Source organism: Burkholderia sp. BCC1999 (assembly GCF_905339975.1).
Lineage (GTDB): Bacteria > Pseudomonadota > Gammaproteobacteria > Burkholderiales > Burkholderiaceae > Burkholderia.
In genome coordinates this window covers 48,695-68,542 of sequence record NZ_CAJPHP010000001.1, presented here as the reverse complement: position 1 = coordinate 68,542, position 19,848 = coordinate 48,695, and the positions used below count along the sequence as shown (strand labels likewise).

17 protein-coding genes are annotated in these 19,848 nt (G+C 65.7%); 4 read left to right on the top strand and 13 right to left on the bottom strand.

Annotation, left to right across the window (positions count from 1 at the left end):
• Positions 1-21 precede the first annotated feature (21 nt).
• Both U5809_RS00330 and U5809_RS00325 read right to left on the bottom strand, forming a co-directional pair.
• Positions 22-453 carry a DcrB-related protein gene (locus U5809_RS00330; protein ID WP_322084992.1) on the bottom strand — a complete coding sequence of 144 codons (432 nt, stop codon included), beginning with the start codon at positions 451-453 and terminating at the stop codon, positions 22-24.
• A 30-nt stretch (positions 454-483) separates the two neighbouring features.
• The gene (locus U5809_RS00325; RefSeq protein WP_322084991.1) at positions 484-2,415 is read right to left on the bottom strand and encodes a type VI secretion system tip protein VgrG; all 1,932 of its coding nucleotides are present in this window, start codon (positions 2,413-2,415) and stop codon (positions 484-486) included.
• A gap of 341 nt (positions 2,416-2,756) precedes the next feature.
• Here U5809_RS00325 and U5809_RS00320 point away from each other — a divergent pair, with 341 nt between their 5' ends.
• From U5809_RS00320 to tssF, 3 genes are read left to right on the top strand one after another with little or no spacing between them, the layout of a single operon-like run.
• Positions 2,757-3,890 (top strand): hypothetical protein, encoded by a 1,134-nt coding sequence (locus U5809_RS00320; protein ID WP_322084990.1) that lies wholly within the window; start codon positions 2,757-2,759, stop codon positions 3,888-3,890.
• On the top strand, positions 3,887-4,405 hold the full coding sequence (locus tag U5809_RS00315; protein ID WP_322084989.1) for a hypothetical protein: 519 nt from the start codon (positions 3,887-3,889) through the stop codon (positions 4,403-4,405). The genes U5809_RS00320 and U5809_RS00315 overlap by 4 nt, the downstream gene beginning before the upstream one ends.
• Positions 4,406-4,416: 11 nt before the next feature.
• A complete protein-coding gene (tssF, locus tag U5809_RS00310; protein WP_322084988.1) occupies positions 4,417-6,249 on the top strand; it encodes a type VI secretion system baseplate subunit TssF in 1,833 nt (610 codons plus the stop codon).
• 97 nt (positions 6,250-6,346) lie between these two features.
• On the opposite strand, the gene U5809_RS00305 is transcribed toward tssF, so the two are convergent.
• The 4 genes from U5809_RS00305 to rbsK all read right to left on the bottom strand — a co-directional run bounded on the left by U5809_RS00305 (position 6,347) and on the right by rbsK (position 10,474).
• Positions 6,347-6,760 (bottom strand): DoxX family protein, encoded by a 414-nt coding sequence (locus U5809_RS00305; protein ID WP_282512252.1) that lies wholly within the window; start codon positions 6,758-6,760, stop codon positions 6,347-6,349.
• Between the two features lie 419 nt (positions 6,761-7,179).
• On the bottom strand, positions 7,180-8,124 hold the full coding sequence (locus tag U5809_RS00300) for a dihydrodipicolinate synthase family protein (RefSeq protein ID WP_322084987.1): 945 nt from the start codon (positions 8,122-8,124) through the stop codon (positions 7,180-7,182).
• Between the two features lie 43 nt (positions 8,125-8,167).
• Positions 8,168-9,487 (bottom strand): MFS transporter, encoded by a 1,320-nt coding sequence (locus U5809_RS00295; protein ID WP_282512256.1) that lies wholly within the window; start codon positions 9,485-9,487, stop codon positions 8,168-8,170.
• A gap of 60 nt (positions 9,488-9,547) precedes the next feature.
• Entirely contained in the window at positions 9,548-10,474 is a 927-nt protein-coding gene (gene rbsK, locus U5809_RS00290; RefSeq protein WP_322084986.1) for a ribokinase, read from the bottom strand.
• Positions 10,475-10,715: 241 nt separating this feature from the next.
• Here rbsK and U5809_RS00285 point away from each other — a divergent pair, with 241 nt between their 5' ends.
• Positions 10,716-11,801 carry a LacI family DNA-binding transcriptional regulator gene (locus U5809_RS00285; protein WP_282512260.1) on the top strand — a complete coding sequence of 362 codons (1,086 nt, stop codon included), beginning with the start codon at positions 10,716-10,718 and terminating at the stop codon, positions 11,799-11,801.
• Between the two features lie 25 nt (positions 11,802-11,826).
• Here the strand turns inward: U5809_RS00285 and U5809_RS00280 are convergent, their stop codons facing one another.
• The 7 genes from U5809_RS00280 to U5809_RS00250 form a co-directional block, all read right to left on the bottom strand.
• Positions 11,827-12,897, bottom strand: coding sequence for a lysozyme inhibitor LprI family protein (locus U5809_RS00280; protein WP_322084985.1), 1,071 nt, complete (start codon positions 12,895-12,897; stop codon positions 11,827-11,829).
• A gap of 130 nt (positions 12,898-13,027) precedes the next feature.
• On the bottom strand, positions 13,028-14,056 hold the full coding sequence (locus U5809_RS00275) for a CobW family GTP-binding protein (protein WP_322084984.1): 1,029 nt from the start codon (positions 14,054-14,056) through the stop codon (positions 13,028-13,030).
• Positions 14,053-15,720, bottom strand: a complete 1,668-nt coding sequence (locus U5809_RS00270) for an amidohydrolase (RefSeq protein ID WP_322084983.1) — start codon at positions 15,718-15,720, stop codon at positions 14,053-14,055. Before U5809_RS00270 ends, U5809_RS00275 begins: the two co-directional genes overlap by 4 nt.
• A gap of 21 nt (positions 15,721-15,741) precedes the next feature.
• Positions 15,742-17,136, bottom strand: coding sequence for a sodium:solute symporter family protein (locus U5809_RS00265; RefSeq protein WP_176046656.1), 1,395 nt, complete (start codon positions 17,134-17,136; stop codon positions 15,742-15,744).
• Between the two features lie 83 nt (positions 17,137-17,219).
• Entirely contained in the window at positions 17,220-17,417 is a 198-nt protein-coding gene (locus U5809_RS00260) for a DUF3311 domain-containing protein (protein WP_176046657.1), read from the bottom strand.
• Between the two features lie 183 nt (positions 17,418-17,600).
• Positions 17,601-18,722, bottom strand: a complete 1,122-nt coding sequence (locus U5809_RS00255; RefSeq protein ID WP_322084982.1) for a Fic family protein — start codon at positions 18,720-18,722, stop codon at positions 17,601-17,603.
• A 94-nt stretch (positions 18,723-18,816) separates the two neighbouring features.
• A complete protein-coding gene (locus tag U5809_RS00250; protein ID WP_322084981.1) occupies positions 18,817-19,734 on the bottom strand; it encodes a LysR family transcriptional regulator in 918 nt (305 codons plus the stop codon).
• Between the last annotated feature and the right edge of the window lie 114 nt (positions 19,735-19,848).

The following is a 19,848-nucleotide window of genomic DNA, read 5'->3' as shown; positions in this document are numbered from 1 at the left end:
GTTCGACGAAGCGCGCGAGGCTTATCCATGCTGTTGGTAGCTGTCGAGCAGCTGCTTCCACGCCGTACGGTGCGCATCCGACAGCGGCGTCTGGCTCGACAGCGTGATGACGAGCAGGCGCGGTGCATCGACGACAGTCATCGCCTGAATCTGATGGAACGTGGAACCCGACTGCTTGAACGTGCTCTCGAGCTCCAGCGCCGGCACGCGCTGCGCGCCGATCTCGACCTGCTGCCGCGCGATCTCCTTGAAGCCCGTCACGTGCCGTGTCATCAGGCCGATCTGTCTGCGCATGCAACGCTCGAGATCCTCACCGCCGATCAACTGGTCGCGGCTGACGACAATCTGGTAAGTCCCGCTCGTTTGCGGATGCGCGAGCGTCAGCACGTTGACGGTACGATCGTCGTTCAGCGACGGGATGTCGAAACTGCATTCCTGAATGAGGTATTTCATGTTCGCCGAGGTCTTTTGATGATTCGCCGGTCAGGGATTCAGGTCGATCTTCTTGCCTTGCATCAGGAAGTAGTCCGACGCGTTCTCCAGGATCTGCACGCCTTCGAGCCGGATCGTGCCGTCCTTGCTCAGCGTGATACGCGCCTTGCCGCACTGGATCACGATCTGTTCGGTGACGTTGAGCGTGTAGGTACCGGCATCGGGCGGCGGCGCATTGTCGGCCGGCAGCGCGCCGACCGTCATCGCAAAGCCGCTGCCGACACCGACCGTCTGGTTGTTGCCCGTATTCGACGCGTGATCGACCTTGACGTTGAGCGTATGATTTCGGCCGACGGCCCAGCGATGATCGTTGCCGACGACACGCAACTCGTCGTGCTCGACCTCGGTGCGCATATCGCGCTCGGCCTGCAGCCAGAGTTCTTCCTCGCCCTGCTTGTCCTCGAAGCGGATTGCGTTCGCAGTACCGGAGTGGCCTTTGGTGGAGCGCGACAGGATGCCGCTTTGGGTCGCATTTTCCGGCAGCTTCCACGGCGGCATGTTCTGCGCGTTGTACACGCGAGAAATGATGATCGGCCGGTCGGGATCGCCGTCGAGGAACGACACGACCACCTCGTCGCCGATGCGCGGAATCTGCATGCCGCCGAAACCGCCGCCGGCCCACGGCTGGCCGACGCGCACCCAGCACGAACTGCTCTGATCGCGCTTGCCCAGACGATCCCAGTGGAATTGCACTTTGACGCGCCCGAGCGAATCCGTGTGGATCTCCTCGCCCTTCGGCCCGACCACGATTGCCGTCTGCGGACCGGCGATGACCGGCTTGACGACCGACAGCGACGGCCGCCACGGAATCTTCTTGCGGATGCACTGGAAGCTCGCCGAATACCGGCCCGCACCTTCGTTCGACTGGTAGTTGTTCATGCCGTGGTGCCGCACGGCCGTCACCAGGAATTGCCGGTCGGTCTCGTTGCCGCTGCCGGGATCGTAATGATCCGTCATTTCGAAATAGCGATCGGGCGACAGCGTGCGGCAGTTGGTGGCGCCGGAGAATGCCTTGCCGTTCGCGGCAAGCGCCTCCAGCCGGAAACGCGCGAGTTCTTCGCCGTGATCGGTCGAATCGAAGCCGTACCCGCCGACATAGTCGTAGATCTCGTAATGGCCGACATCGCCCTGTTTGATCGGCGCGTCGCCAGACACATAGCGGCGCGCATTCGGCACCTTGTAGTCGAACGTCTTCATGCTGACGCTATCGGAAGACAGGTGACGCTGCGCGACCCACTGCGTGACCACGCTTTCGTCGTCGAAGGTTTCGCCGCTGGTCGCATAGCGCAATGCAACCGTGCCGTCGATCGGCTTTGCATTGGTCGACGCATCCGTGACGATCAGCTTGTGCCCGTCCTTCGCATGTTCGAAATAGAAAAACAGCCCGTCCTGCTCCAGCAGGCGCAGCACGAAATTCAGATCGGTTTCCCGATATTGGGTGCAATAACTGTACGGCTTCAGCGTCCGTGCGACGCGAAACTCGTAGGAGGCCAGCTTCGCGTACTTCGAAAAGACGTCGCCGAGAATGTCCTGGACATTCTTGTCCTGGAAAATGCGCGAGTCGACTCGACGCGACAGCATCCACAGCCACGGCCGCACGGTGGCCGTGTAACTCGCCAACCCGCCGTCGGCCCCGGTATGGGCGAACTGCGTGACGTAACCGTGGAAATACCGTTCGTCGCTGCTCGCCAGGGCATTGCTCAATTGCAGCGATACCGTCACGGGCTGCCCGATCATCTGCTTCAACTCGATATTCGGGTTTCTCGACGCCAGCCCGAGTTGCATGTCGTACAGCACCGACAGCCCCTCGCTGCACTGGAAGTCACCCAGCACGAGTTCCGACGCGCCCGACAAGGGTGTTTTGATCGTCAACAGACGGCTGTTCTGCAGGTTCAGAAAACCTGCGAGATCGGACAATTGCATAATGGCCCCCTCAGTTTGCTTTTGCCCTTTTTGCGGGTCTCAAGCCGCAAAATCATAATCCACGACTGACGAAAAAGGGGACCCCGGAACCGTTATTTGACAGTTCAACGAACGAACCCTAATAATCGAATAGAAATAAATACCGACACGAAAACGACTTGAAATCATATTCGGAAATTATTACCTTTCCGCTTGCCTTCTCTTTATATACAAAGGCTTCCTTTCGCGCGACCGACTGGTTTTAGTCATGCAGCCGGATTATATTCTCGGCTGATCGCCGGAAGCGCTGGCACATCCACTGGCCGCATCGATAATCAACACTGCATTATTAATAAGACGCCATGCCGAAATCACCCGCATTATGGGAGCCCTATTGCCACCGGGCCGATGCCGAATTTCACCTGTCGAAATTCGCTGGGCGGGTACTCGGTCCCAAGGCGGGCGTGATCTTCTTCGACGGGCAGGCCGCGGCGCGGCTCAAGCCAGCCATTCCCGATGCGGACGGCCACGCGCTGGATCTCGTTGTTTCGGTGACGCGCATGCCGGTCGCGGTGCCCGATCCGTTGAGCAATGCCAGTCCGCAGACGATCCAGCAGCTCGCACAGACGTGGTCGCACCGGGTCGCGGCAGCGTCGGGGCCCACCGCGCTCGACAGGGGGATCGCGACAGCACGGAATTACATGGATCAGCACAAGGTCGCATTCGGGGCGGCAGCCGTTGCCGGCGACATGTTCGGCTTGCTCGCCGGCGCCGTAGCGATGGCGGCGATAGTCGCCGGCGGAATCACGCTGCTCCCGGCGCTCGGTCTGCTGGCCGGGTTCGGCTCTTTAATGCTGTTGTCCGAGGACGGCAGAATGCTGGCGTATCAGATCCAGGGCGACGAAGTCCGCGCCAGTCAGCTCGAACACTCATTGCATTACCGGATCATCGAAGCCGTCGGTCCGCTCATGGTCATGCCTGACCTCCTCGTCAGCGGCGGCCGCACGCTCGCGTCCCTGCCCCGAGTGGCCCGTGAAGCCGGTGAAGCGGCAGAGGAAGCCGTCCAGGCAACCAAACGCCTCGTGGATCAACGCAAGGCACTGGATTCGTTGACACACGGCAAGCTCGACAGCCCCAATCAGGCACTCATGCGCGAACAAGCCGGCCAGATGCAGCAGCAGACGAGCAGTCTCGCAGCCAAGGTCCGTGAAGCGCAGCAGAAGCTGGACAAGGCACGCACGGAGCTGATGCTGCTCAGGACAATCGAGGCTCCCGCATACGTGACGTCGTTTTACGGTACGGGCGTTTATGGCATCAGTCCGCCCGATCTGACGAAAGAGGTAACCGGGTGGATCACCCGTCATCAGGATAACGATGCATCACATCCCGCGCAATTGCTTGTGCCGGAAACGACGGCTGCTAGGATGGCCGGTAATCCGTCCACCGTCTTGCAATTTCAGGTAGGCGTCAGCCACTTCCCGGAGCACGCTCGATGACGACTCAGGATCCGAACGAGTCGACGACTTACGACAAAGCGTACCTTGGCACGGAACGCCCCGGCGATCGTCCTCGCGGTGGCCCCAGACCGGTCATCGTCGCTGCGGTCGGCTTTTTCCTGGGCGTGGGTTTCTCGATAACTGAACTCATCTTGGGCATGGCGTCGGCATTCGGCATCGATCACGGCGACGTCCTCTTGCCGGGATGGGTCCTGATCAGCGTCATCATGATGCCGGTCGGCGTCGGCATGGGCGCCGGCAAGCTCTGGGCTGTCCGGCTGTTCCGCTGGCTGTCCTTCGGCGCCATGGCACTTTATCTGCCGCTGCTTGGCCTGGCGTTCTACCTGCATGCTGGTCCCGCACCAATCGATCCCGGACAGGCCATCGTGATGTTCGTGAGCGCGGTCGTCAAGCTGCCGCCCCTGTTCATCCTTTACCGCGCAATCCGGACAGTCCGCTGGCTCGACCCCGACTCGCTGCCCCATGAATGGGAGCCGCCCTACATCCGGCGCTGATCCAACCGACGATGGATGAGCTCCTGCCCCACTACGAGCGCGAGCTGGCGCTGCTGCGCCGCTCGACGCACGAGTTCGCCGCGCGCTTTCCGAAGATCGCCGCACGCCTCGGAATGACCGACGGCGAAAACGACGATCCGCATCTTGGCAGGCTGTTGCAATCGTTCGCACTGCTAAGTGCCCGGATCAGCAGGAAACTCGACGACGACTACCCGGTGTTCGCGCAGGCGGTCATCGACACGCTTTACCCCGAGCAGCTACGCCCGATTCCGTCGTGCGCGATCGCGCAAATCGACGCAGGCGCCGCGCTCGGCCAGTTGACCGAACCCATGACGGTGCTACGCGGCACCGAACTCGAAGACCGGGCCGGCACCTGCCGGTTCCGGACCTGTTACGACGTCTCGATTGCTCCGATCGCGATCGAGCGGGTCGGCGTGGCGCCAGCTGCCGCGTCATCGCCACGCAGCAAGCTGCCGCCGAACACGTCGATCGTTCTGTCGATTACGTTCGCATCGCTGACGGATGAAGCGGCGTTTCGCGCCGCAACGCCAGAGCAGATCCGCGTCCACTTCCATGGCACGCCAGCGTTCACCGCCACGCTGGCCGACGCGCTGCTGCTGCAAGCGCCGATCGCATTCGTGGAAAGCGATCCCGGCGGTCACTGGAAACGTCTGCCGCAATTTCCGCTGAAGCCGGCCGGGTACGATGAACGCGATGCGCTCGTGCCGACCGCGACAACGGAACATGCACCGTGGCGGCTGCTGCGCGAATATTTCGCGTTTCCCGACAAGTTCGCGTTCATCGACATCGATTTCGGAATGCTTGCGCGTGCGGCCGGCCCGTGCCGCGAGCTAACGCTGCACGTGCCGATCGTCGACGTTCCGGAATCGTCTGCCGCACGCATGCAACTCGACACCATCACGACCGAACACCTGCGGCTGTACTGTACGCCGATCGTGAACCTGTTCAGCCGCGACGCGATGCCGATCACGCTCGGACCTGGCGCCGCGACCTACACGGTCACGCCGCACGTACTGAGCATGCGCGGCCTCACCGTCCGCTCGATCGATACGGTTCGACTGGCCGCCGAAGGCGCTCCGGACGCATCGGGCGGCACACCCGTTCCGTGCTACCGCGGCTTCGTGCATGAACGATCGTCGCGCGATGCGCCGACCTACTGGCTTGCATCCAGCCGGGAATACGACGGCGACAGCAAGGCGTCGCGATACCCGGAGATCACGCTCGTCGACCTGACCGGGCATGCCATTGCACGATCGGACGGTCAGCTGATGCTCGGCCTGACCTGCACGAACGGCAACCATCCTTCGACGCTGCCATTCGGTGCCCCGGACGGCGATCTGTTCAACGAGAACGACAACCTCGCGGGCCGCGTGACGCTGTTGCGCGCGGCATCGCGCTGCCGCGCCGTGCCACCTCGACAGCGTGCCCTCTGGCAGCTCGTCGCCGGTCTGGCGCCGCATGTGCTGACCCTGAACCCGGCCGGCGTCGACACGCTGCGGGCATTGCTGCGCTTGCTGGCGGCCGACGCGCCGGGACCGACACCGATCATCGACGCGATCGTCCGTGTCTCGCACCGGCCCGTCATGCAATGGATGGCCGTCAAGCCCATGTCGACGTTTCTGCGCGGCATCGAAATTGCGGTGAACGTCGAGCCGTCCGCGTTCAATACGACGAGCCTGTACGCATTCAGTCGCATGCTCGACCCGTTCTTTGCCCATTTCGCGCCAGCCAATGGCTTCGTGCAATGCGTGATCCGCGATGCGGATTCCGGCCAGGAACGGGCACGTTGCCCGCCGCGCTTCGGCACCACGCCGGTTGTTTAAGCAACGCGCACCCGGTGCGCCTTCGCCCGCAAAAAGCAAAACCCGGCGCACTTTCGTGCGCCGGGCCCCTGACACCGGGCAGAAACTTCGCCCTGCGTTACTTCCGATCCACCGAATACCGCCCCGGCCCGGTCAGCGCGAGCAACAGCAACCCGCCGATGATGCTCACGTTCTTGTAGAAGTTGATCATCGCCATGTACTGCTCCATCCCCTGCAGCGCCCAGTAACGATGGCCGATCAACGCGGTCGCGAGTGTATAGACGGCAAACACCAGGGCAAGCGGGCGCGTATAGAAACCGATCGCGATCAGCGCGCCGCCGGCCAGCTCGACCGCCACCGCGATCGTGGCCGCCAGTTCGGGCGCCGGGTTCCCCGTCGACGCCATGTAAGCGACCGTGCCCGAGAAGCCGTTCAGCTTCTGCCAGCCGAACAGCACGAACAGGATCATCATCAGCACGCGAGCCGCCAGCAGCAGCTCGTCCTTCTTCGACTCCAGCGAAACGTAACGCATAGCAATCACCCTTGAATTGACGGTTTGATGCGGCCGTTGCCGATGCACGCCGGAGCGGCGTGCGTGGCCGGCGACGGGCCACTCCTCGCTCGATCGGATCGCTGGCCGATACCACGACCAGTTGCCGAAGAATCCGTCCGGTCGCGCCGCTCGCGGCGCGCTTCGAATCGGTTCTGGCGAAGCACGAGTGCAGTCTACTGTCTCACCGGAAATCATCAATCCGTCTAAATATGATTCGCTGTCTCTATTTAGTGGACAATTGAGCGAAACAAGGGCTTTGTAACGCCTCACAGCGCGCATAACGGCACGACAGGCTGTGAGGCCGGGCTACGCACGCGGCCCGGACGCCGCGCACGCTACATGTTCTCCACGACGATGCCGGCGCGCCGTCAACACCGCCCGGCGCGCCACACCGCCCATTACGCCGCGATTCGCCGGCGAAAATGCTCAGTCCCCGCGACGATCTTGTCGAGCACAGCGTCGAGCGCCCAGAATCGCTCACGCACGTCGTAGTCGATCGCACGGCACCTGATCGACCCGAACGTTCCGATCCGCTGATGGTAGATCTTCGCGAGTGCCGGATAGCCGAGCGCCTCCGACACCGCCGATACGACCAGGAACGTCGACAGTTCATCGGCCAGCGCCGGATTCGTGTCGCCTTGCGTACGCAACCACCGGTAGAGATCCGGGTGGAAGTTGGTGAACACGCCGTTGAAGCCGGCGGATCCGGCCTTCATCGCATCCCACGCAATCGCGGCGTTCGCGTTCAGGATCTTCAGCGGCGATCCCGCGGCGAGCGCAACACGCCGTTTCACCGTGTCGAGATCGCAGCTCACGTCCTTGAGCATCACGAACCGGCCCGTGTCGATGCATGCACGCAGTTCGTCATCCGAAAGAAGCCGCCGGTAAGGGGCCGGACATTCATACAGGCCGAGCGGAAGATCCGTCGGCAGTCGCGCGAGCAGCCGGTGCAGATGGTCGAGCAATGCGGCGCTGCCCTTGCGCTGCGGATCGAGGCGGTTGGTCACGAGCACGACGCCCTGCGCGCCCGATTCGGCTGCCGCGCACAGCTCGGCGACCTGCGCATCGAGATCGTCGCTGATGTGCCCGGACGCGACGACGGGCACGCGTCCGGCCACCCGATCGACCACGAAGCGCGCGAGTGCCGCGCGTTCGGCGAGGCTCAGGAACTGCATCTCGCTCGATTGCGCGACCGCGAACAACGCGTCCGAGCCGTGCGCCAGATACCATTCGATGAGCCGCTCGAGCCCGGCGTAGTCGATCGCGCCGGCGTCGTCGAACGGCGTCAGCATCACCGGCACGATCCCCTCGATGGCCACGTTCGATTGCTGCGGGTGTTGCATCTGTTTCTCCTTGCTTCAGTGAATGCGGGGAGCAGACCGCGGCTCACGCCGGCAACGGTCCGGGCGCGGCGTTCGCGGCCTGCTCGGGAATCGGCTTGCGCACCAGCAGCAGATAGGCCATTGCACCGGCGAACGCGATCGCCGCGGCCGTCAGCAGCGCCGGCACGAACGACCACTTCTGCGCAATGATGCCCGTCAGGATCGGCGCAAGCGCGCCGCCGATGAAGCCGCCGAAATTCTGGATCGCGCCGAGGGACGCGACACGGCTCGGCGGCGCGGCTGCCGTCGCGAGCGCCCACGAACAGGCCGACGCCGCGTTCGCGAGAAAGATCACGACCGAAATGCACGCGAGCGCAACCGTGTTGCTCTGCACGAGCGCGGCCGGGATCGTGAAGGCGACCATCCCGAGCATCGCGACCACCACCGCGTTGCGCCGGCTCACGACAGGCGAACGGCTGCGGCGTGTGACCAGGTCCGACAGCCAGCCGGCGACCAGCGAACCGACGAACCCGCACAGGAACGGCACCGACGCGGCGAATCCGGTGCGGATCAGGCTCATGTGCCGCTCCATCGTCAGGTAGCCCGGTAGCCAGGTCAGGTAGACCCAGTTCAGGTACACGGAGCCGAAGAAGCCGATCAGCATCCCCCAGGTCGTGCCGTGCGAGAACAGGCTGCGCCATTCGGCGAACGTCAGTTTCGGCGCCGCAGCCACGCTTTGCGCGTCGGCATCGAGATAGCTGCGCTCGGCGGCGGACAGTTGCGCACGCACCGGATCGCGGTACAGCGCGAACCAGACGACCGCGACGACGAGGCCGAGTGCCCCCGTCGCGATAAACGCCCAGCGCCAGTCGAACGACGCCACGAGAATCGACAGCAGCAGCGGCGCCAGCGCGGTGCCAAGCGGTGATGCTGCGTTGAAAATGCCGGTCGGCGTGCCGCGCGCACGCAGCGGAAACCAGTTGCTGACCACGCGCGCGGCCGACGGGAACTGTGGCGCCTCGCCGATGCCGAGCACGATGCGCGCGACGATGAACCAGCCGAAGGTCGACACGATGCCGCCCGCCGCCTGCGCGAACGACCAGACGATCAGCCCGATGCCGAGCAGCCGGCGCGGGCCGATGCGGTCGACCAGCCCGCCAACCGGGAACTGGCACAGCGCATAGCTCCACGAGAACGCGGACAGCAGCAACCCCATCTGCGCGAGCGACAGGCCGAGATCGCCGCGGATCGCGGAGCTCGCGACGGCCAGCGTGCCGCGATCGAGGTAGTTGACGATCCCGCTCGCCATCAACAGCGCGAGCGCGACGCGTTGGCCGCGCCGGATGCGTGGCGGCGCGGGCGGAACAGGTTGGTTTTCGTTCATGTCGGTTGTCTCCATGTCACTGGTATCGGCCGGTTCCGGCCGTTCCGTCGTGTGCGGAATTCAGGTATCCATACGTATGACTTCGTCACGCGTCGGGATCGAGGTCTGTGCGCCGTAGCGCGTGACGCTGATGGCGGCCGCACGCTGGCCGAAGCCGATTGCGTCGTCCATCGACGCGCCGCCTGCGCGGGCCGCCGCGAACCCGCCGACGAACGTGTCGCCGGCCGCGGTCGTATCGACGGCCACCACCTTCATCGCCCGACGACGGCCGTTCCCTGCGCTGCCGCGCCAGCAGACGCCGCGCGCGCCGAGTGTGACCAGCACGTTGGCGACGCCCTTCGCGCACAGCGCGTCGGCGGCGCGCACGGCCGACGCGTCGTCGCCAACGGCGATACCGGTCAGCGACTCGGCTTCCGTCTCGTTGACGACGAGGTAGTCGACCCGTGCCAGCAATGCGTCGAACAGCGGCTGCGCGGGCGCCGGATTGAGCAGCACCGGTGTGTGGCGCGCACCGGCACAGGCAATCGCGCGCACGACGGTGGCAACCGGCACTTCGAGCTGGCACACGAGCAGCGCCGCCCCCGCGATCGCTTCTCTCGCCGCGTCGATCCGGTCGGCATCGAGGCACGTATTCGCACCAGGCACGACGACGATGCTGTTCGCGCCGCCGTCGTCGACCGTGATCGTCGCCACGCCGGTTGCCGTGCCGCCGATCCGGTGCAGATGCGTCACGTCGATGCGCTCCGCCGCCAGCGCGCCGTGCAGGCGCACCCCGAATGCGTCGTCGCCCACGCAGCCGATCATCGCGACCGATGCGCCCAGGCGTGCGGCCGCAACCGCCTGGTTCGCCCCCTTGCCGCCATGAACGGTCTGGAATGCCGTGCCGAGCAGCGTTTCGCCCGGCACCGGCAGGCGCGGCGCGCGCGTGACGAGGTCGATGTTGACGCTGCCGACGACGGCGATACGCGGTGAAGTGGTCTTGCTCATGCTCGAATGTAATCGCTTACATTTGAGGCCGACAAAATGGCCGGAACGGCCGTCGTCTCTGAAAATTTCGCAATGCGGGTGAGATCCATGTCTGACATAATACGAAGCAGCAGGAAGATAGCGCTTACATTCTCACAGGATCGAATGAGGATGCAAGCGGGACCATCATGAATCGAGGGTAAACAATGACGCGACTGGCAACGCACGGCGCAGGCAGGCCCACCGCGTCGGGAGACAGCCAATGAGCACGCCCCCGTCCCGCGGTGGCGCATCGCGGGCGCGCCGCGGCAGCGGCCGTTCGGTGCTTGGCGATGTCGCGAAACTGGCCGGCGTGTCGACCGCGACCGTCTCGCGCGTGTACAACGATCCCGGCAAGGTGTCGGCCGACGTACAGCAGCGCGTGCGCGAAGCGGCGCGCGCATTGAACTGGATTCCGAATGCGGCCGGTCGCGCACTCGCGTCGACGCGCACGCACATCACCGGCGCGATCATTCCGACGCTCGACGACCAGGTGTTCGCGTCGCAGGTCGCGGGCATGCAGACGGTCATGGCCGAACACGGCATTACGCTGTTCCTTGGCTGCTCGAACTACGATCCCGCGCAGGCGCTGGCGCAGGTGCGCGCGATGCTGTCGCGCGGCGTGGAAGCCGTGTCGCTGGTCGGCGAAGCGTATCCGCCGGAATTGTTCGAACTCCTGGCGATGCATCGCGTGCCGTATGTCGTCACCTATGCGTATCGCGACGACAGCCCGCACTGCTGCATCGGCTTCGACAACCGCGCGGCGTTCGCGCGGCTCACCACGCACCTGCTCGACCTTGGCCATCGCGATTTCGCGATCATCATGCAGCCGTCGGCGGACAACGACCGCGTCCAAGCCCGCCTGCGCGGCATTCACGACACGCTGGCCACGCATGGCCTCGCGGTGCGCCCCATGCACCAGCACGAAGGCGCGGCAACGATCGCGTTCGGGCGAGCAAGCCTGCGCGCGATCGCCGGCAGCGACGCGGCGACGCGGCCGACAGCCGTGATCTGCGGCAACGACGCGCTCGCGCTCGGTGCATTGCTCGAAGCGCAGGCGCTCGGCATCGACGTGCCCGCCCAACTGTCGATCACGGGGTTCGACGATATCGCGCTCGCACGCGAGATCCAGCCGCCGCTGACGACGATGTGGGTCGACACCGACGCGATCGGGCGCCAGGCCGCGCATGCGTTGCTCGACGCGCTCGAGAACGGCGCCACGGGGCCAGGCAATGCCGTGCTGCCCGAGTTGCGCGCGCGGGAATCCGCCGCGCCGCCGGCGCAGGTGCGTGCCGCGCGCAAGACATGAAGCAACGCCGGGCGGCGGCGCCCGCTTACTGCATCACGTCGACCGGCAGCGTCTTGTCGAGATTGTCGCGCCACGCGTTGATCGTCTTCGGCACGGTTTTCTTCCACGCCGGCACGTTCGAGTAATAGCGCATCCGCACGTTGTTCCTTGCATCGAACACGAGCAGCCCGATCCACAGGTCGGTGCCGCGACGCATCACGATCGCCGCGTTCGTCGTCGCGATGCCGCGCACCCAGTACGACGTCACGTGTGCATTGAGACCGTCGAGATCCTTTTCGTCGGCGCTGTAGTTGACCATGTCGACGAGCGTCTGATAATCGGCGCCGAGCAGCTTGTGCGCGGTCGCGTTCTGCGTCGCGTCGGTCACGACCTTGAGACTCAGCAGGTCGGCCGGTGGTTTGGCCTGAAACTGCGACGCAGTCACATAGTCGCCCGCATAAACGACACCCGAGCCCGCGCCGCAATCGAAATCGGCGCCCTGTTGCGTGATGCGAATGCGTCCGCCCTTCCGGTCGAAATCGAGCCGGCATTTGTCCTTGCGGTAAGTGCCGCTGTCGCCGTGCAGCACGATGTCGCCGTCGAGCCCGCCGGTATTCGCGCCGTTGTTGGCGCCCAGCTCGAAATGCAGGCGCGGCGGCGTGCCGGTCAACGTCAGCACGCCGCCGAACGACGGGTTGTCGCTCGTCATGTACCACGTCTGCTGCCAGCGGTCGGCGGCGAGCGGCGTGCCGTTCAGGCTCGCGAGCCGTTCGCGATAGCGGTCGCCGAGGCACGGCGCGTCGCTGCCGCACTGGTCGCGCTGCTTGAGCCATTTCAGTTGCGCGGCCTTCAGCGCGGCCGTATCGCCGCCCTTTGCAAGCGCCTTCTTCCACGCGGCCGACAGGTCGCCGTCGAGCTTCGACAGTGCGGTATCCGCGCAGATCGCCTTCTCGGTCGGCGAAGCGGCCTTCGCGCAGTCGAAGCCGGCCGCATGCGCGGCAACCGGCAGCAGCGTCAGCAGGGCGGCCGCCGCGACAGATGGCAGGTGCGTGCGCCGCTTGGCAGATGCGGAAAGCGCGGCGTGTCCGCGCGCATTCGATCGGTTCAGGATGGTCATCGGCTTGATCGTCGCTGGGTCGCGCGCCTGTAGAAGCTACCTGCACGCGGCATTCGAGGTAAAAACGCCCGGCCCGGCATGCCACGCATGCCGCCGCCCGCCGAAGCGTAACCCGAATGCGCGACGCCGATCAATCGACGTTCGATGTCATTGCAACCGCTTCGGCAGCCACGCTGCATTGCATGATTCCGTCACGCAATACGGCTTCCGTCGCATGATCGAAAATCCCGATGAACACCATCACGCCGTCCCCCTCGTACGGTGCCCGCCCGTCGCCTTCCATCGACGAGAACCGGAGGCGCCGCGCGGCAACCTGGCAAACGCGCGTGGCGACCGCACCGTCCGCGTCGGCCACGCGCACGATCCCTTTCGCACGCAGGATCGTGCGCGGCAACGCCTTCAGCCACGTGCGCAACCGCGCCTTGTCGAGCACGTCCGGCACGGCGACAGTGACGCTCGTGAACGCCGGCATCGCGTCATGCCCGATCGGCCGGTGCAACCGCGCGATGTCAGCCAGCATCGCGCGGCGATCGGGCACGGCCGTGTCGAACAGCAACGCGAGCGGAATCTCGCCCTCCCGTGCCGCGACGACGATATCGGTCGGCGCACACGCGCGCACATCGTCGAGCACTGCATCGCGCCGCTCCGGCGCGACGAGATCGAGCTTGGTCACGACGATCGCGCCCGCACCGTCGAGCTGGCGCTGCGCCATCGCGCCGACGAGCGGATCGGCCAGTGTGTCGCGCCACGCGAGCGCGTCGGCAACGACGAGCACCGACGTCAACCGGAACGCTCCGTTCAGTAGTCCGATCTGCGCGATCTTCGCGGGATCGGCCACGCCGCTTGCCTCGACGAGCAGCAGTTCGGGCCGCACGTCGCGCGTCGCGACGCGCGTCAGCGCATCGACGAGCGCGCCGCCGATCGTGCAGCAGATGCAGCCGTTGTCGAGTTCGATCACGTCGTCGCCGCGCGTGCGGACGAGCCGCGCGTCGATGTTCACCGCGCCGAAGTCGTTGACGAGCACCGCGATGCGCCGGCCGTGCGGCGCCTTCAGGAGCGCGTTGACGAGTGTCGTCTTGCCCGCGCCGAGATAGCCGCCGATCACCGCGAGGTCGATCGGTGCAAGCGCGGTCGAGTCAACCGCAGCGGGCGCGCTCATCGCGGCGACCGGAATACGCGCCCACCGAGCACGGTGCCCCATACAGCGAGTTCTTTCAAACGCGCGGGTGCGCAGACCGACGGATCGTCGTCGAGCACCGCGAAATCCGCGTACTTGCCGATCTCGATGCTGCCGACGAGATGATCCATCCGCAACGTATATGCCGCGCCGAGCGTGATCGCGTGCAGCGCATCGTCCACCGGCAACCGCTCGCCAACGCCCAGCACACGCCCGGACGCCGTCTCGCGCTGCACCGCGCACCATGCGGTAAACAACGGATTCAGCGGCGTGATCGGCGCATCCGAATGCAGCGCGAACGGAATGCCGAGCCGCCGCGCGGAGCCGGCCGCGTCCATCCGGTTCGCGCGATCGGGGCCGATCGTCTGGCTGTAGTGCGCATCGCCCCAGTAGTACAGATGATTCGCGAAGAAGTTCACGCACATCCCGAGCGCACGAACGCGCGCGAGCTGCGCGGCGTCCGCCATCTGGCAATGCTGCAGCGTATGGCGATGATCGGGGCGCGGATGGCGCGCGAGCAGCGTCGTCATTGCATCGAGCACGACGTCGGTCGCTTCGTCGCCGTTGGTATGCACGTGCAGTTGCAGCCCCGCGCGATGGAACGGCTCGAACACGTCGACGATCTGCGCGGGCGGAATCAGCCACAGCCCGTTCGGCTGGCCGCCCGCGTAACCGGGCCAGCGCACGCGCGCGGTGAAGCCCTGGATCGAGCCGTCGACGATGAACTTCACGGGGCCGAAATGCAGCTTGTCGGTGTTGCGTTCGATCTCCGCGAGCACGCTGTCGGCCGAGCGCGCCGGATTACGCTGCGGCGCGAACGCCGGTACGATCCGCACCGGGTAGTCCGGATCGGCGGTCACCTCGTGCAGCGTGCGGTTGCCGTCGGCCGACAGGTCGTTGACGAGATCGGTGGCCGTCGTCACGCCCGCGAGCTGCGCGACGCGCCCGAAATTCCAGACCGCGTGCGGCTTCTCGCTCGCGGAAATCGCCAGCTTGCCGCCGATCGTCTGATACACGGGCAGCATCGCCGCAAACTCCTGCAGCTCGCCGGTCGGGCGGCCGTCGGTGTCGCGCGACACGCCGTCGATATCGGTGTCCTCGTCGATGCCCGCACGCGCGAGCATCGCGCCGTTCACGTTCATCAGGTGCACGCTCGCATGCAGGATCGCGATCGGCCGCCGCGCCGACACGCGATCGAGCTCGCGTACGGTCAGCCGCGCGGTGCCGAAGAAGATCGGATCGAAGCCCCACGCGAGCAACGGCCCGTCGTCGGTCATCGCGCGCTCGGCGGCGGCGAGCCGATCGAGCACCGCGTCGAGCGAGCGCAGGCCCGGCCACAGCGTGCCGTCGGGGCCGCGGCGGTCGTAGTAGCCGACATACACGGCGTCCCACATCGCGCCTTCCATCAGATGACAATGCCCTTCGACGAGCCCCGGCATCAACACCTTGTCGCGCAGCGTGTCGTCGGCCGTACACGCGCCGAACCGCGCTTGCCACGCAGCCGCGTCGGTGGCGTCGCCGACCGCGAGGATGCGGCCGTCGCGCACGGCAACGTGCGTGGCCGACGGCTGCGCCGGGTTCATCGTCAGGATGCGTCGCGCGGTGAAGACCGTCACGGGTGCGGCCGGAGTGGCGGATGCTTGCATGAGGGGCGGTTCTCCTTTGCGTCAGGATACGGCGTATTGCTTGACGGGACGGCCGTGCAGCATCGCATGCACGGCCGCGACGACGAGTACGTTGACGACAAGGCACACGAGGCCGAGATTGATGCCGCCGAAATCGACGTGGAACACGTAGAAGATCATCGCGAGCACCTGGCCGCAGATCATCCCGGCGCCCACCGCGACGGGCCGCACCTGGCGCCGCGCGAGCAGGATCAGCACGCCCGGCAGGAACTGCGTGACGCCGTAGTAGGTGGTGTTGATCAGCGTGAGCATCAGGTTCGGCGTAAGCAGCGTGGTCGCGATCGACAACAGCAGGTAGCCGACGATCACGTATTTGGCCGCACGCTTCTGGCGCGACTCCGGCAGGTTCGGCATCAGGTTGCGCGTGACGATCGGCCCGATCGCGAGGCAGATGCCGGCCAGCACGAGCAGCCCCGACAGCGCGGCGCCGGCCGCGACGAGCCCGATCAGCCAGTCGGGCAGCAGGTGCGTGACCGCGGCGAAGAACGCGTCGTTCGGCGACGCGAGCTTCAGGTTCGCGGTGATTGCGTAATACGACGCGATCACGAGGAACGGATACATCAGCATGTACAGCGGCATCACGACCTGCGTGCGCCGGATCGCGTTCGGTCCGCGCGCGGTGAAGAAATTCTGCGCGGCGAACGGCATCAGGTAGAAGCCGAGCGACTGGAACAGCATCGTGCTCATCGAGAAGCGCAATTGCGATCCGCTCATCGTGTTGCTGACCTGCCGGCTCGCGGCGTCGAACACCGGATGCACGCCGCCGACCTGCCAGGCGACGGCGATGCCCGTCACGACGATCGCGAGCAGCATCAGGATGTCCTTCAGGATCGCGATGTACGCCGAAGCACGCACGCCGGAGATCGCGATGTAGGTGAACGCGAGCGCCGCACACACGAGGATCAGGTACAGCGGCTCGACATGCCAGCCGAGCCCCTTGAGCGCCGCGACGAGCCCCGTGAACTGCAGCTGCCCCCACGGGATCAGGAACAGGATCGATGCGCACGCAACGACGAGTTCGAGCCCGCGGCTGCGGTAGTGGCCCTTGAACAGGTCGGGCAGCGTGATCGCGTTGTGGCGCTTGCCGGCCTCCCAGATCTTCGGGCCGACGAAATAGCCGATCGGGTAAGCCAGCAGGATATAGCCGAGGAACCACACGCCGTAGGTCGGCCCTTTCGCGTAGATGCCGCCGGGGAAGCCGACCATCGTGCCGATGCTGTAGATCTCGCCGGCGGTCAGGAAGAACACGAGCGCCGTGCCGAACTGGCGCGACGCGACGAAGAAGTCATGCACGCTCTGCTTGCCGCGGCCGCGGCCGGATCGAACGGCAAGATAGAGCGACAGCGCGATCAGCGCGGCGAAGACGACCGTTGACATGCGCACCTCTGCGAAGGGACGGAAAGCGTGGGATTCGCCGGAAAGCGCTTGCGGCCGGCGCGCCGCAACGAAGCGACGGCGCGCTACGCGGTGCCGCCCGCGCGGCGATCGAACAGCATCCAGCACGCGAACAGGCAGCCGGACGTCAGCACGAACCACGCGAAGATCCACATGAAGACGAACGGCACGCCCAGCACGTAGCGGTCCTGCGCGGCCACCCAGGGCAGCACGCCCAGCACGCCGAGATACGGAATACCGATGCCGATCAGGTACCTGAGCATGCGTGTCTCCTCGAAAGCGGGTTCGTACGGAATGAGCGCGCACGGATGCGGCAGGCGGCGCCTGCGCGACATCCGGCAGCGAATCCAGTATTCGAAGACAAAAAGGCACGGGATAGTGCCAGACGCAGGCAATCGCTTGGGCCAGCGACGGGCCGCACGCGCCGGCGATCGCGCGAACGGATATCAGCCGTCGAACGGCGCCAGCTCGTAACTCGTGCTCCGGCCGCCGGATGACGAACGGCGCAGCACGCCGTGTTCGACAAGCTCCGTGATGTCGCGCAGCGCGGTGTCCGGCGAACACTTCGCGAGGGCCGCCCACTTGGTCGTCGTCAGCTTCCCTTCGAAGCCGTCGAGCAGCCGGTTCATCACCTTCACCTGGCGAGCGTTCATCGCGAAGCCGGCACATCGCTGCCAGAAGCGCGCCTTGATCAACACCGCGTCGAGCGTCGTGTGCGCGTGATCGATGGCCCTGCCCAGCGTATCCAGAAACCACGCGAGCCATTCCGTGACGTCGAGCGAACCGCGCTGCGTGCGCTCCAGCACGTCGTAGTACGCGTTGCGCTCGCGCTGGATCTGCGCCGACAGGCTGTAGAAGCGCTGCGGACTCCGGTCGGCGCGCGCCAGCACCAGATCGCCGAGCGCACGCGCGATACGGCCGTTGCCGTCGTCGAACGGGTGGAGCGTGACGAACCACAGATGGGCCAGGCCGGCCCGGATCAGCAACGGCTCGGCCGGCTCGGCATTGAGCCACGCGAGAAAGCGCGCGATCTCGTGCGTCAGGCGTGCGGCCGGCGGCGCCTCGAAATGCACGCGCTGCCGGCCGATCGGCCCGGACACCACCTGCATCGGCCCGCTCGCATCCGTACGCCATCCGCCGACCGTGATTCGCGACAATCCCGAATAGCCGGTGGGGAACAGCGCCGCATGCCAACCGAACAGGCGGGCTTCGGTGACCGGCGCCGCCGCATGGGTCGTGGCGTCCAGCACCATGTCGACGACGCCCTCGACGTGGCGGTCGACCGGCGCCAGCGCACCGATGTCGACCCCGAGCCGGCGCGCGATCGACGAGCGGACCGATGCGACGTTCAGGGTTTCGCCTTCGATGGCGCTGGTCTTGACGACGTCCTCCGTCAATGCGGCGAGGCTGGCCTCGTCGCGCAGCGCCAGGCCGAGATCCGCCAGCCGCCCGGCCAGCATGCCTTGCGCACGGCTGACGTCGGCCAGTGGTGTGGCGAGTGCCGGGAGGTCGAAGCGCCACGTCGGCCAGTCGGCCGACTCCCAGATGAAAGTGTAATCTCCGCTCATGATGCGGAGATTATCTCACCGATTCACCGCATGGCTCAATATTCTCCGCAAATTCTGCGGAGAATAATCACCCTATTCGCCGCACGCCGGCCCGCTACCGCGTCCGGCCCGCGTCGCGTTTACCGGCTGGCGGCGCGTCGCCGAGCCGCTCGGCAAGAAATCCGATGAACGTGCGCAGCGTGACGAACCCTTCCCGATGCTGCGGAAACACCGCATTGAGCGTGATCGGCGGCGGCACGAACGCGTCGAGCACCGGCACGAGCGCGCCGCTGTCGAGCGCCGCGCCGACGATAAAGTGCGGCAGCAGCGCGATGCCGAGCCCCGCGATCGCCGCGTCGCGCACCACTTCGCCGTTGTTCGCGACGAGCGGCCCCTGCACGTCGAACGTACGCGACGCGCCGTCGACGCGGAATTCCCAGCCGACGCGCCGCTCGCGCCCGTACAGCAAGCACGTGTGGCCGGCGAGGTCGGCCGGCGTCTGCGGCGTGCCCTGCCGCTTCAGGTACGCGGGGCTCGCACACGCGATCATCCGCCACGCGCCGAGCGGGCGCGCGATCAGCGTCGAATCCTCGAGCGAGCCGATCCGCAGCACGAGGTCGAAGCCTTCGCCGATCAGGTCGACGCGCCGGTCGGTCAGATCGAGGTTCAGCCGCACGGCCGGGTGCGCGGACAGGAATTCGGCGATCAGCGGCGACACGTGCGTGATCCCGAACGACAGCGGCGCGCTGATCTTCAGCGAGCCGTGCAGCTCGGTGCTACGCACCGACATTGCCTGCTCGGCGTCGGCGATCTCCGCGAGGATGCGCTGCGCGCGCGCATAAAACTCCTGCCCCGATTCGGTCACCGCGAGATTGCGCGTATTGCGGTGCAGAAGCCGCACGCCGAGCGACGCCTCCAGCGCCATCGTGCGCCGGCTGACGAACTGCTTGGACAGCATCAGCTGATCGGCCGCCGCCGTGAAGCTGCCCGCATCGACGGTCGCGACGAAGATTCTCAGGTCGTTGAGTTCCATATTGTCCACTCCATAGCGACAGTCATTATCTCTACAGCCATTTATTTGTCAAATCGATTGACCTAAGATTCATCTCAACGAACGGCCGGTCCCACTTCCGAGGTCCGGCGACTT

Coding starts and splice junctions, on each gene's coding strand:
- U5809_RS00285 (WP_282512260.1), top strand. CDS start 10,716: ATGAGCACGCCCCCGTCCCGCGGTGGCGCATCGCGGGCGCGCCGCGGC.
- U5809_RS00260 (WP_176046657.1), bottom strand. CDS start 17,417: ATGCTCAGGTACCTGATCGGCATCGGTATTCCGTATCTCGGCGTGCTG.
- U5809_RS00275 (WP_322084984.1), bottom strand. CDS start 14,056: ATGAGCGCGCCCGCTGCGGTTGACTCGACCGCGCTTGCACCGATCGAC.
- rbsK (WP_322084986.1), bottom strand. CDS start 10,474: ATGAGCAAGACCACTTCACCGCGTATCGCCGTCGTCGGCAGCGTCAAC.
- U5809_RS00250 (WP_322084981.1), bottom strand. CDS start 19,734: ATGGAACTCAACGACCTGAGAATCTTCGTCGCGACCGTCGATGCGGGC.
- U5809_RS00265 (WP_176046656.1), bottom strand. CDS start 17,136: ATGTCAACGGTCGTCTTCGCCGCGCTGATCGCGCTGTCGCTCTATCTT.
- U5809_RS00270 (WP_322084983.1), bottom strand. CDS start 15,720: ATGCAAGCATCCGCCACTCCGGCCGCACCCGTGACGGTCTTCACCGCG.
- U5809_RS00315 (WP_322084989.1), top strand. CDS start 3,887: ATGACGACTCAGGATCCGAACGAGTCGACGACTTACGACAAAGCGTAC.
- U5809_RS00320 (WP_322084990.1), top strand. CDS start 2,757: ATGCCGAAATCACCCGCATTATGGGAGCCCTATTGCCACCGGGCCGAT.
- U5809_RS00255 (WP_322084982.1), bottom strand. CDS start 18,722: ATGAGCGGAGATTACACTTTCATCTGGGAGTCGGCCGACTGGCCGACG.
- U5809_RS00295 (WP_282512256.1), bottom strand. CDS start 9,487: ATGAACGAAAACCAACCTGTTCCGCCCGCGCCGCCACGCATCCGGCGC.
- U5809_RS00305 (WP_282512252.1), bottom strand. CDS start 6,760: ATGCGTTACGTTTCGCTGGAGTCGAAGAAGGACGAGCTGCTGCTGGCG.
- U5809_RS00325 (WP_322084991.1), bottom strand. CDS start 2,415: ATGCAATTGTCCGATCTCGCAGGTTTTCTGAACCTGCAGAACAGCCGT.
- tssF (WP_322084988.1), top strand. CDS start 4,417: ATGGATGAGCTCCTGCCCCACTACGAGCGCGAGCTGGCGCTGCTGCGC.
- U5809_RS00280 (WP_322084985.1), bottom strand. CDS start 12,897: ATGACCATCCTGAACCGATCGAATGCGCGCGGACACGCCGCGCTTTCC.
- U5809_RS00330 (WP_322084992.1), bottom strand. CDS start 453: ATGAAATACCTCATTCAGGAATGCAGTTTCGACATCCCGTCGCTGAAC.
- U5809_RS00300 (WP_322084987.1), bottom strand. CDS start 8,124: ATGCAACACCCGCAGCAATCGAACGTGGCCATCGAGGGGATCGTGCCG.